Source organism: Mediterraneibacter hominis (genome assembly GCF_014287475.1).
Classification (GTDB): Bacteria; Bacillota; Clostridia; order Lachnospirales; family Lachnospiraceae; genus Mediterraneibacter; species Mediterraneibacter hominis.
This window is the reverse complement of the sequence record NZ_JACOPF010000004.1, coordinates 275,539-287,425: the sequence shown is the minus strand read 5'-3', so window position 1 is coordinate 287,425 and position 11,887 is coordinate 275,539. Positions and strand designations below refer to the sequence as shown.

General features: G+C 38.8%; 10 protein-coding genes and 1 tRNA gene. 4 read left to right on the top strand and 7 right to left on the bottom strand.

What is annotated here, in order from left to right:
* Positions 1–250: 250 nt before the first annotated feature.
* Positions 251–1,237, bottom strand: a complete 987-nt coding sequence (locus H8S37_RS15855) for a MerR family transcriptional regulator (RefSeq protein WP_186877033.1) — start codon at positions 1,235–1,237, stop codon at positions 251–253.
* A 181-nt stretch (positions 1,238–1,418) separates the two neighbouring features.
* Between H8S37_RS15855 and baiCD the strand changes: the two genes are divergently transcribed.
* The 3 genes from baiCD (at position 1,419) to H8S37_RS15840 (ending at position 6,513) form a co-directional block, all read left to right on the top strand.
* Positions 1,419–4,892 (top strand): bile acid Fe-S flavoenzyme BaiCD, encoded by a 3,474-nt coding sequence (gene baiCD / locus H8S37_RS15850; protein WP_186877032.1) that lies wholly within the window; start codon positions 1,419–1,421, stop codon positions 4,890–4,892.
* A gap of 403 nt (positions 4,893–5,295) precedes the next feature.
* Positions 5,296–5,976 (top strand): hypothetical protein, encoded by a 681-nt coding sequence (locus H8S37_RS15845; protein WP_186877031.1) that lies wholly within the window; start codon positions 5,296–5,298, stop codon positions 5,974–5,976.
* A 466-nt stretch (positions 5,977–6,442) separates the two neighbouring features.
* A tRNA-Trp gene (locus H8S37_RS15840) sits at positions 6,443–6,513 on the top strand.
* Between the two features lie 103 nt (positions 6,514–6,616).
* On the opposite strand, the gene H8S37_RS15835 is transcribed toward H8S37_RS15840, so the two are convergent.
* The 3 genes from H8S37_RS15835 to H8S37_RS15825 all read right to left on the bottom strand — a co-directional run bounded on the left by H8S37_RS15835 (position 6,617) and on the right by H8S37_RS15825 (position 9,526).
* Positions 6,617–7,855 (bottom strand): tyrosine-type recombinase/integrase, encoded by a 1,239-nt coding sequence (locus H8S37_RS15835; protein ID WP_005335404.1) that lies wholly within the window; start codon positions 7,853–7,855, stop codon positions 6,617–6,619.
* 126 nt (positions 7,856–7,981) lie between these two features.
* Positions 7,982–9,061: a replication initiation factor domain-containing protein gene (locus H8S37_RS15830; RefSeq protein ID WP_186877030.1), complete on the bottom strand. Its 1,080-nt coding sequence runs from the start codon at positions 9,059–9,061 to the stop codon at positions 7,982–7,984.
* A 132-nt stretch (positions 9,062–9,193) separates the two neighbouring features.
* A complete protein-coding gene (locus H8S37_RS15825; RefSeq protein WP_040015648.1) occupies positions 9,194–9,526 on the bottom strand; it encodes a hypothetical protein in 333 nt (110 codons plus the stop codon).
* 283 nt (positions 9,527–9,809) lie between these two features.
* Between H8S37_RS15825 and H8S37_RS15820 the strand changes: the two genes are divergently transcribed.
* A complete protein-coding gene (locus tag H8S37_RS15820; protein WP_186877029.1) occupies positions 9,810–10,643 on the top strand; it encodes a helix-turn-helix domain-containing protein in 834 nt (277 codons plus the stop codon).
* A 166-nt stretch (positions 10,644–10,809) separates the two neighbouring features.
* Here H8S37_RS15820 and H8S37_RS15815 read toward each other — a convergent pair whose 3' ends face one another.
* From H8S37_RS15815 to H8S37_RS15805, 3 genes are all read right to left on the bottom strand, one after another.
* Positions 10,810–10,953, bottom strand: coding sequence for a hypothetical protein (locus H8S37_RS15815; RefSeq protein ID WP_005335410.1), 144 nt, complete (start codon positions 10,951–10,953; stop codon positions 10,810–10,812).
* Between the two features lie 63 nt (positions 10,954–11,016).
* Entirely contained in the window at positions 11,017–11,268 is a 252-nt protein-coding gene (locus H8S37_RS15810) for a hypothetical protein (protein ID WP_243207223.1), read from the bottom strand.
* 230 nt (positions 11,269–11,498) lie between these two features.
* Entirely contained in the window at positions 11,499–11,813 is a 315-nt protein-coding gene (locus H8S37_RS15805) for a hypothetical protein (RefSeq protein WP_005335418.1), read from the bottom strand.
* Positions 11,814–11,887: the final 74 nt, after the last annotated feature.

Genomic DNA, 11,887 nt, shown 5'->3' with positions numbered 1-11,887 from the left:
GAGGTAGATAGGGCAGAGGTGGAAGTGTGGCAACACATGGAGCTGACTGTTACTAATAGGTCGAGGGCATAACCAAGCAGGTGATAGGTTGGATGATGATTTCTTTTATATGTAGTTTTGAAGGTATAGTGGAATGAGAGAGCTGAAGTGGATGAATACTTCGGTTCTTTTTTTGTAGAAAGAAGCTTTTGTGCGCTGTAAATAGTCAGTATTATAGACATAGCGGGATAGTCAATAAAAGATTATCCCGCTATTTTTCTAAACGAAGACTAGAAAAAGCTTCTAAAGCCGCGTGATGGCAACATTCTAAGTCCAGGAAATCTCCTAGGATATGATACATTTGCTCTAATAATGCGGTATCTTGATTTTGCAGATCTTCATATAAATAGGTACAGACTTTATGGATGTTCTCCCTGTATTTTGCAAAAAACGGAGAAATCTGTGAAATGATACTTTGCTCTTTTGAAGAATCATAAATACGCATGGAAGGCAGATAGAAAGAATGATAATTACGTTTCCAGTGATTTACGAGTTGTGGTTTTTTTAGATTTTGAGAGATAGATTGCTTTAAAGTTTCTACATAGCTGTGACATCCCTTATCATCTAATGATACCACATAAGCAAAGTGAATTCTCTGTCCTTTGTAAAGCTCTTCTAGTTCTTTAGGCTGGAGGGAATCCAGATATCTGGAAAGTGTCTCATAGTCGGTGTTGTCGCTTTCTGATACGAGAAGATTGATTTTGGCCCATAAAAACTCCTGAAAATCATTTTGGAGGTCATCTGGGATAAAAGGGCTCCATAAGTATCGGTTCAGCACACTGGAATCCTTAGGGGTGCTTCGCAGTTCCTCCTTATTGACTGCGGCTGGAATCTGTGCTTTGAGCATAGCTTGATATAAAGTGTCCAGATGTATTTGCAGAGGAAGAGTATTAATGACGTAGTTGATGCTTTCTATTGTCTTTTCAAGATATTCTTTCTGCTTCCTCAATGTAGACAGATAATGGCTCAGGTAATAAGAGGCTGTTGCAGGTTCCTTCATAATGGAACGAATCGTAGAAATAGGAAAGCCGGCATTGCGAAATTTGCTGATTAGAATCAGTTGTTGAATATCCTCTTCATGAAAGTCATAATATCCATTCTCTTTGTTGATTGATGGAGTCAGTAAATCCTCTTTGATATAAAAATGTATTGTTCTTTTTTTCATACCAGTTTTCTGGCTTACTTCTTGAATTTTCATAAATAAAGTATACACCTTAATGTAAGGTTTTGAAAGTAAAAAAGAGAGAAATATTAGAAATTATGGGAAATATAAACGATATATTTGAAAATAATTGGTTTATACAAAATATTGACAGTACACTATGTGTATAGGCTATACTGAAAAAAACGGTAAGCTCAAGTTAAAAGGAGGGATTTTCATGTATGAAAAAATGTTTGAGCCTATAAAGATTCGTGGAATGGAAATGAAAAACAGAGTTGTTTATTCTGCCGCAGGAACAAAATTTTCTGGAAAGCAGGGGAGTTTTGTGACAGATCAATTAATTGATTATCATGTAGCTAGGGCTAAGGGCGGCAGCGGACTAAACATTGTGGAGGTGTCTAGTGTACATACCCCCAGTGCTCCAAGGAACTTTTTATCAATTTCAGAAGATATATATATGCCCGGATTGAAGAAACTGGTAGATGCGATTCACGAGGCAGGAGGTAAGGCAGCTATTCAGCTATGGCAGGGGGGACTTGCTGTCGGTAGTGATAAAACGGCACAGATACTTGTTTCTTCGGATATGCCAGTGAGCGCTGAAATGACATTGCCGGGAATCAATCGTGAACAGATTAAAGAAGTTGTGGAGTGCTTCGGCAGAGCTGCAAAAAGAGCGAGCGAATGTGGGTTTGATGCAGTAGAGTTTCATTGTGCACATAATTATCTGCCTCATTCTTTCTTAAGTGGCGGAATGAATCATAGAACAGACGAATATGGCGGTAGTTTGGAGAACCGTGCGAAATTTCCATTAGAATGTATTCGTGCCATCCGTGCAAACCTGAGAGATGAGATGCCGCTGTTTATGCGTATTGATGCTCATGATGACTATTTGGAAAATGGAATGACCATTGAAGATACCATTACTTTTTGTAATTGGGCTAAAGATGCAGGTGTGGACGTGTTGGATGTTTCAAGAGGGAATTTTATTTCTGCGGGAATTAAATATGAAGTACCATCTATTGATACACCGCAGGGATTTAATATTGACAATGCGGCAAAAATCCGCAAAGGAACCGGAATGCTTACGATTGGTGTCGGAAGAATTAATACGCCGGATATTGCAGAAAAGGCACTTGCAGAAGATAAAGTAGATATGGTTGTTATGTGCAGGGCACAGTACGCTGATCCTGAATTCTTAAATAAAGTAAAGGCGGGAAAATTAGACGAGATTACATATTGTATTGGCTGTGATCAAGGGTGCTATGATGGATTTGAAAATATGGACACACCGCATGTTACATGTATGTTAAATCCGGCAATCGGACGTGAGAAAGAGTGCGAAATTATTCAGACCGATAAACCGGAGACCGTTCTGATCGCTGGCGGCGGCATAGCTGGTTTGAAAGCGGCGATCACACTTAAAAAAAGAGGGCATAATCCAATCTTAATGGAGGCGGGAGATTCACTTGGCGGTCAGTTCGTATTGGCAGGTAAGGCTCCGCGTAAGAAAGAGATGGAAGCCGCCGTTCTTCTAATGGCAAGACAGGCAGAGAAACTCGGGGTAGACATCCGCCTGAATACAAAGGTTACAGCCGAAACTATCAGAGAGATGAAGCCACATACATTTATCAATGCGATTGGAGCAGAACCACTGATTCCAGATATTCCGGGAAAAGAACTGGCATGTGTGACAAACGCGCATGATGTCCTCGCCGGAACAAGAGAAATCAGCGGAAAGGTCGTTGTTATTGGCGGTGGGCTTGTAGGAACGGAAGCGGCTGAATTTGCAGCAGCCAGAGGATGTAAAGTTACAATTCTTGAAATGCTTCCGGAAATTGCGGCAGATTTGGGAAGTGTCAGAAAGGCGTGTGTACTGGAAAATGTATATGCGGCAGGCATTGTTCCTGTTTGTGAAGCCACTGTTAAAGAAATTCAGGACGGTAAGGTAATTGCAGAAAAGGCAGGAGAGACACTGACGTTTGACTGTGATCATGCAGTGATTGCAATTGGATCCAAGTCAAGGTGCGGTAAGGAACTGGAAGAAGCCTGTCGAGAAAGCGGCGTTGCTTATTTCTGTGTAGGAGATGCGTATGGTGCAAGACGGGCATTGAATGCCGTCAGAGAAGCGTTTGATGTGGCGCTGACATTTGATAAGGAAGAGGTTAGAAGAGATGCGCTCAAACCGAAAAAGACGGTATTTTTGACCGGCGCTTCAGGAACAATGGGACAAGAGACATTAAAACAGCTGCTTGCCCGGTCTTCCAGGTTTAAAGTGCGTGCAATTGTGCGGGATTCAAAGAAGAATAGAGAATTGATGAAAAAATATGCCTGCCCGGCATTGGAAATTGTCTGGGGAGATATGACGGATTATGATACTATGCTCAAATGTATAACAGGATCTGATTATGTGCTGCATATTGGGGCGATGGTGTCTCCGATGGCAGATGATTATCCAAAAGAGACTTTGTATACCAATATTGGTTCTACACTGAATATCATAAAAGCAATTAAAGAACAGCCTGATCCGGATAAAGTACATTTTGCCTATGTAGGAACGGTTGCCATGACCGGACACCGGCTGGATCCAATCCAGTTTGGACGTGTGGGTGATCCGATTTGTCCATCATTCTTTGATTATTATGCATTGAGTAAAGTATTTTCAGAAATGGCTGTGTTCGACAGTGGCTTAAAACACTGGGTAAGTATTCGGCAGACCGGACAGCATCCGTCAAACGCAGCGGCAGGAAATCTGCCTATTATTACACATCAGTCGCCAAACAATGTATTGGAGTGGGCTACATCTATCGAATCTGGAATCTGCATGGCTAATCTTTGTGAGGACTGGGTCCCGGAAAGTTTCTGGCGTAAGGCCTATAACCTGAGCAGTGGAGAAGGCTACCGGCTGACGGCCTGGGAACTGATGGATATTAATCTGGGAGCATTCAAGATTAGATTTAAGGATGTGCATGATTCGAAATATCTGGCGAAATACAACTTCCACGGTCAGTATTATACGGACTCCAAAGCACTGGATGATATTCTTCATTTCCGCTGCATCCCGGCAGAAGAGTACTGGGAGGGTGTGCGTGAAGAAATGCGCAGGATGGCGAGAAATCCAATGATTGCATCGAGGTTCCCAACAGCAGAGCAGATGTTTGAGAATAACAAGCAGATTGGACATAAACGAATGGGAACATATTGGATGATTGAGAACAACGAAGAAGATTGGATCAAGGCATTTTATGGTTCCAGAGAGCAGTTCGAGAATATTCCAGATTGGGATGAATACAAATTGTATCACCCAAGTGAAGAAGAGACTTTCCTGGATCATGGCTATGACGAATCCAAGACCCTGGAAGAACTGACGCTGGAAGATTTACAGGGAATTGCAAAATTCAGAGGCGGAGAGTGTCTTGCGGAAGAAGTGAAGGATATTTACACACCGATCAAATGGAAGAGTGCAGAGGGCTATGAATTTGAAATGAGTGTAAATGCAGTTGTACAGGGAGGACACTGGGCCCCAGAATGTCTCAAGGAGGCATGGACATACGGTACACAGGCGAAGTACAATCCATTTTTAGGGCAGGTATGGTGGCCAATACATCCGGAAACAGATGATTATTCCATTAAAATGGAATATAGCGCATATGACATCTGCAATGAGTTAAAAGAAAAATTAGGCTTGAAATAGAAGCTAAAGCGAACTGTACGGGAAGTAATTCATGTCTGTGCAATCCGCGAACATGAAGTGGATTTGTATGAAAAACCAAAGGTGATCATGTATATCTGATCGGAGGTGCAGATCAGCCAACGAAGGAGCTGTTGCAAAGGCAGAAGAGTAGCCTGTCAGAGCAATAGCTCCTGTTTTGTATAGAAATGAAAAAACAGCTCCAGTGATTTGTTGAAAAATAACTATATAAAAGACTTTATTATAGGAGAACCTACGGAAATTCCAGATATAACATTCAAATTTAATGAGCATCAGTTTTAATAAATGAATAAAAAATATAAATACGCGCCGACAGAATTCTTCTTTTTTTTCCTGTAAGATATGCTAAACTGTGGCAAGCCCAGAGAAAAAAGGAGGATAAGAAATGAAAAAAAAGAAACAGTATGGGATTATCGCATTGGTGCTTATTTTAGCAGTTGCAATAGCAGCGGGATACTATTTCTACATAAATCGTTTTGATGCGAGCGCCTATGTAAAAGCGGTTTTAGATGTATCTTATAAAAATGAAATACAAGAGTATGTGGAATTAACAGATACATCAGAGAAAGAGGCAAAGCAGATTTTTGAGAATAATTTAAATGTAACTATGGAAGAATTTGATTCACTGGAGTTGCCGGATGAACTGTCAGGTAAGTACAGGGAACTTTTTGAAAATATTGCGAAGAAAGTAAGTTATACGGTTGGAGAAGGCGTAAAAGATGAAGATGGGAACTATACAGTTGAGGTGATGGTGAAACCTATTACGCTGTTTGATGATACATATGATACTTTTCAGGAAAAGGCAAAAGATTATGCAGAGCAAATTTCTAATAATGTAATGGGAGGTGCAGAGATACCAACGGACGAACAAATGCAAAATGATGTGTATCAGATTTATTATGAAGTTTTAAAATCGGCGTGTGATGGAGGATTAAAGTATGGAGAAGCAGAAAAAGTAACTCTTCATGTTGTCAAGACAGAAGAGAAAGGATATGAAATACAGGATAAAGATATGCAGATATTGGACTCGGCACTTATTTCAGAAAAAGAATTAGCAACAGAATAACGAATTACAATCCTTGTTTTTAGAGTATATAAAGTATATATGACATTATAAGTAAATAACCATACTTATAGATAACCGTGGTTCAAAGATAATTGTTCTGAGGTTACCCTATCTTTACAAGGACACACGCCTCAATCTATGATATTTTCGTGATTTGTGGTATTATCCTCAATCATCTGCCTTACAAAGCACGAAAATCTTCATGGTTGAGGTCTCAGAGTTGAAAAGAGAGGGTATCTATTCTATTAAATAAAAGAAGTAAGAGGATTATATTCTATATTTATTGATATAGATTTCGCTGTAAAACATTCAATTTGGAGGTATAGTTTAAGAGCATAAATAAAAGTGTTCATTGTCAGGAACAAGTACATGGAACTATGCAGGAGAAATTTACAAAATTGCTTGACAACCAAAGGCAGGCAAAGTATAATAATCAAGTGACTGATGAATCAGTCTCATATAAAGTAGGGGATTGGTCAAATGGTATGATAGGGGTCTCCAAAACCTTTGGTGGGAGTTCGATTCTCTCATCCCCTGTTCCAAGAAGTGCCGGAAACCTTGAATTTTCAAGGATTCCGGCGTTTTTCATTTTCTGAAAAATTCCTATGTAGTCAAGCATGTAGTCAAACAGGAATCATTCCTAAAATGAGATAGCATTTTCAATCTGCTTTTCTTTATTTTTCGTTGTTTTGTTGCTGAAATAATATAACTTTTTTGTTGTGCTGATGTCGCTGTGTCCCATTTGTTCTGTGATAAATCCCTCGTCCACGTTGCTGTCAATCAATGTAGTGCCATAGGTCTTTCGTATTTTGTGCATTGTTCTGTGAGGGATATTTAACTTTTTGCATATTTGGGATAAACGCTTATTGAACGTATTTCCTCTGATACGTTTACCATTACGTTCAAATAAATATGTTCCGTTATGGTTTAATGCCAGTATTTGATTTATCGTTTCTGTTGCAGTTGTAGGAATAATCAAATCACGGTTTCCGGCATCTGTTTTCGCATGTTCTTTCACAGCTACAACCCACTTGTCATTTTCATCCCGGTATTTATCTTCCGTACGTCTGATTTTAATAATACGTCCAGAAAAATCTCCTGCTTTTAAGGTACTTAATTCCCCTACTCGTAACCCTGTCTGAAAAGCAAGCAATATTCCAAGGTTATAAATATCCGGGTTACGCTTCAAATAATTGATTACAAGAGGGATTTCATTTTCCATGAATACTTCTTTTTGCTTATCGACAATTCTTCTTTTAAAGAGATTATTGGGAAGTTCCAAGTCTCCGAAAAATTCTGTTATGCTGATAGAAGTATATTTTTTCTTCTTGCCATATTTAAAAATACCTCTAATCAATGTACGAAGTCCGGCATAGGCTTTTCTAGTCAGTCCTAAATCACGAATGGTAGTTTTAATAAAGATTTCTAAGTCATCCTCATTGATATTTTTAAACTTCTTTTTGGAGATTGGAATATTTGTATAATGAAAAAATCTTTTGTAGTCATTTACATAACGGTCATAAGACGCTTTTTGTATTTCTCCAAAATCCAGTTTCCGGTCAATCCATTCATAGAACACGTTTTCAATGTAGATTTCTTCTTGTAATGCCTTATAAAAATCTACAATGACATTTTCCAATTCCTCAAGAGAATTTCTTCGTCTGAAAAGCCGAGTACCGTCCGGGTTGGGTAAATAGGTAGAAAAAATTTCTTTTCCCGATTTATCAGTTGTAGTTGTTATTGAATAAACATGCTGTGCAAGTATTTCTTTTCTTTCCATAATTGCCATATCATTCAGCATGGTATCTAAAGAGATTATACCTGTCTGGACTGCATAATTCAACAGTTCAGAATCATCGTAAACGGTTGCTTTTGTCATAAAGTGTACTGATGTGATAAGGGTATCGTTCTAATCTCTTTTTACTTTATATTTCATCTTTTCTAAAATCCATATTCATTTATTTACAATTCTATATTTCATAATCTAATACGTTTATGTTAGACACTAATACTCACTATCAAAAATTCTCCTTTCTTCTTCCCTCAAAAGGAAAGATTTTTTATAGTCCTCATATATCCGTTGTTGTTCTTCGTTCATCTGCCCCCGTTCTACTAACTGCCGGATGTAATCTCTGTTATCCAGTTTCCCAATTTTATCCATTAGTTTTAATGAGGGCGAAACTGCTACGTTCAGCCACCGCCATGTCCGTTCCAGAGTTTTTTTCTCTGGATTCATGGTCAGCTTTATCTTCCCTACATCCTGCATGAGTTCTTCCCACGGGGGATAAGTAGGATAGAGCCGTTTCCTTGTAATCATATTGTTTTCCGGCTTCTGTAAGAAACGTACTTTCTCGTTTAATACGGACAATGCAATCCGTGCCACATCCCTGTCTTTCAGAAGTTCTTCTACTAATCTGCCCGCTTTTTTGTGCCGGAATCGGAGTTCATATCTGTTCCAGTCCGGGTTGAGTTCTTTTCCGAACTTTTCTGCCTGTTCATATCCCTTTTCATAGAATGTAATCCGAAAATCACTGTGTTTACTGCCGAGATAGAGCGTTTTCCCCTGTGCTTCTATTTCATCTTCTTTCAGCTTATCGGAACGGTTCTCTGATGTGTCACGCAACTGACTGGATATCAGCCCCTCATTTTTCAGCCGAATCAATTCCGGGATAGACAGGTAAGGCTTTCTATCGTCGATTGCCAAGTCTATCCGTGGAAAATTCACCGGGTATCTGCAAACTCTTTCCAGAAAGTCAAACCATGTTTCCCTGTTCAGTAAAAGAAAATTTTCATAATTCCTGCACCCCGAACCACTCATAAGAATCTGGAATCCCTCATACTGTGCATTTCCTGTCGGTTTCAGAATCTTGATATTGTCAAATCTTGCTATCAGTTCGTGTCCGGCAATTCCTTTTTCCTTACCATGCAGTTCCATAAAACTCAATGGAATCCGCAGGATATCTTCTATAATCGTGAATACGTCCACACCTTTGACGGTAATCTGACACCAGTCAATCAGTGCTGTCAAATCTTCTTTCTGACGAGTTACCCCCCTGTTAGTATAGGGGGGTTCTGAAATTTTCATTATTTCCGTTATTATTATCCCTGCCTTTCCTAGTCTGCCGTGGCTTTCGCCACGTTCCCGGAACTTCCTCTGCTCCCTTTGCTCCTTTCACGCTGTACGGAGCAGTCCGCAGAGAATGTCCGGGAACAGCCTTTACACGTTTCCTTTTCCGGCAACAGTGCGGATACCCTTACAGGTGATTCTGTCCACTAATACCGGGAAGTTTCCCCTCTGCACATAAGGGGCATATAACGGTTCTTCCAGTTCTACCACAGTATAAGGCTCTACCTTGGGAAGTTCCGTTGCTTCCAGACGGATATCTACGCTGTTTCCAAGTTTCATGCTTCCAAGGTGAAGTTTCAATGCTTCCACTTCCTCAGTTTTCTTCCGGGTTTCCTTATCATACTTGTAGCAGTAGTCTGCTCCCATGTAACGGAGTTCCCCGAACGCTTCTCTGACCTGTTCTTTTGTCAATGTAATCTGCATACTGCATTTCTCCTTTTTTGAAATCATGGTGAATGAGTGTCCGGTAAGTGTGACAAGTCCTTTTCATATCCACATCTATATTTATTTCATTACTTTTCTCCTTACCCCTTAACCTCATCATAGACCTGTTTTTTCCTCTTGTCAACAATTATTTTACTTTTATCCTTACTTTTTGTTTTTGTATTTCAACCACTTAACTATATCTTTTTATAACTTATTATAATTTTACCCTTACATTTATCCTTATCTTGTGTTATGATGAAAACAGAAACGAGGTGTGCATATGTTTGTAAATAAAGAAGCAGTAGGAAAACGGATTTTACAGATACGCAAGAAATACGGTTACAGTATGCAGAAGTTTGGGGAAATCATAGATAATGCCCCGAAAGGCTCTGTAAACAGTTGGGAAAAGGGAGTGAATCTCCCCAATGAGAAACGATTGAAACAGATTGCCACGTTGGGGAATATGACGCTGAATGAACTTCTGTATGGTTCATTCAAAGAATATGTAGATATGCTTATCACAGAAAAACTGGGAATTGAACTGCCGGAAGAATTTACAAAAACTTTCTATACTCTTTTAGAGCAGAAAGGCTTTACCTACGGGGATGATATCGAGATTGTCCGGCTTGTGAACGGCTTTCTGACTTATCATAACCTTACAACAAAAGAAACCGCCATTTTCTATCAGCCGACCGCATACTCCGGTGATTATTTTGACGGTATCATACAACAGGCTGATTCTTCCGTTCTGGTCTGCCGGGCATATGCAGATAAGGCAAACAACACCTTACATATCATCCCGGCTTTTGAGAATGGTCAGACAGAAGAAGTAACAGACTTCTTTCATGCACTGGAAAACATAGCTGTTCCACACAGCAATAATTATTTCACTTCCGGCTTTCTGACACTCGGACTGGCATTGAGAGATTCTAAGGTGATTGTCTATGGAATTGATGAAAAACAGGGAACAGCACAGGTTATCCCCTACGAATATGATTGCGAAACAGACGCTTATATCCAGAATGAACATCTGACATATACCAGACAGGATAACTTTCTCCGAGAAGCTGCGAAAGAAGCGGTCTATCGGAAAATGCAATCCGACCAAAAATAACCCATAGAGTAAACAAGAGGACTTGCAAGGTTTGTGACCTTTCAAGTCCTCTTATGTATCATGGTGGTATTGGCTGTGTCCGTTCCGTAAAGGACTGCCCTACGGCGTATCGGCTTCGCCTTGTTCCTTTACCTCACTGGATATCGACAAACTGGGATTTGTTTTATTACTTGTTTTCCATAAATCCTATAATCGAAAAAATCAATCCTACACTCCCAATTCCGATAGCAAGTAGCCCCATTCCTGATGAACAAAGAGAGATTATGATAGCAAAAAGTAGTATCGCAATACCTAAACCGATTTTTTTCATTGAATCTCCTCCTTCGCAAAATTCTGATTTTTCTATTTCTTTCTCAGTTAAACAGACTGGGATTTATATACCAAATCCATTTGTTAATCCAATAAAAACCAAAATCATTCCTGCTATTCGTATTCCCTTTTCTGCATCTTTCCGTTCTAAACGAACTATATTTTGTGGATATACAGGGTTAATGAAAAAGACAAGACCTGTAAAGGCCCACGCAAGATTATAATATATATCCTTATTGAACCATAAAGAACTTATAAACCCTACAATAACCAAAATCATAGTAGCAATTATTTGCGTTCGGAAATTTATTCTCATTTTCTGCTCCTCCATAAATTCATTTTTACCACTTTCTATAAACCGGAAATGGTCTATTTCTTCATCCTATACATTACTATAAAAATTATTGCAAAAACCATAGGGACACAACCATAGCCTGCTTTTACTTCTCCATGATTAAGTAAAACATATCCTACACCTATCAAGGTTATTATTGTGAATATAATACCCAATATTAAATATATCCTTTTCATGCTCATACCTCGAATTTATTTTTTTCTAAATGGTAATGCTATTAAATTACCTAGTAACGCAATAACTGTATACGCAACTACATAAACCCACGCCGTATAGTTATAAAAAATAAATATAGATGGAATAAGCATAATAAGTACAATCAAAATATACAAAAAGCGAAAACCGTTTCTAATTCCATAAAAAATAGACGTTACTAAGCATACCAAAGGAACAATCATTAACATAACAATCATTCCGCTCCCTGTGTCTTTTATAAGACACGGAATAACATAAAAATCTGCAAGCAATACAATATAAAAAATCATATTCTTTTTTAACTTATCCATAATTTCAATCCTCCTTGCAAATTCCAATTTTTCCGACTATTTTCATGGTAATATTATATCATTCTGATACAATA

Bases quoted from the DNA above. Each gene is read 5' to 3' on its own strand.
- H8S37_RS15855 (WP_186877033.1), bottom strand. From the start codon at position 1,237: ATGAAAATTCAAGAAGTAAGCCAGAAAACTGGTATGAAAAAAAGAACA.
- baiCD (WP_186877032.1), top strand. From the start codon at position 1,419: ATGTATGAAAAAATGTTTGAGCCTATAAAGATTCGTGGAATGGAAATG.
- H8S37_RS15845 (WP_186877031.1), top strand. From the start codon at position 5,296: ATGAAAAAAAAGAAACAGTATGGGATTATCGCATTGGTGCTTATTTTA.
- H8S37_RS15835 (WP_005335404.1), bottom strand. From the start codon at position 7,855: ATGACAAAAGCAACCGTTTACGATGATTCTGAACTGTTGAATTATGCA.
- H8S37_RS15830 (WP_186877030.1), bottom strand. From the start codon at position 9,061: ATGAAAATTTCAGAACCCCCCTATACTAACAGGGGGGTAACTCGTCAG.
- H8S37_RS15825 (WP_040015648.1), bottom strand. From the start codon at position 9,526: ATGCAGATTACATTGACAAAAGAACAGGTCAGAGAAGCGTTCGGGGAA.
- H8S37_RS15820 (WP_186877029.1), top strand. From the start codon at position 9,810: ATGTTTGTAAATAAAGAAGCAGTAGGAAAACGGATTTTACAGATACGC.
- H8S37_RS15815 (WP_005335410.1), bottom strand. From the start codon at position 10,953: ATGAAAAAAATCGGTTTAGGTATTGCGATACTACTTTTTGCTATCATA.
- H8S37_RS15810 (WP_243207223.1), bottom strand. From the start codon at position 11,268: ATGAGAATAAATTTCCGAACGCAAATAATTGCTACTATGATTTTGGTT.
- H8S37_RS15805 (WP_005335418.1), bottom strand. From the start codon at position 11,813: ATGGATAAGTTAAAAAAGAATATGATTTTTTATATTGTATTGCTTGCA.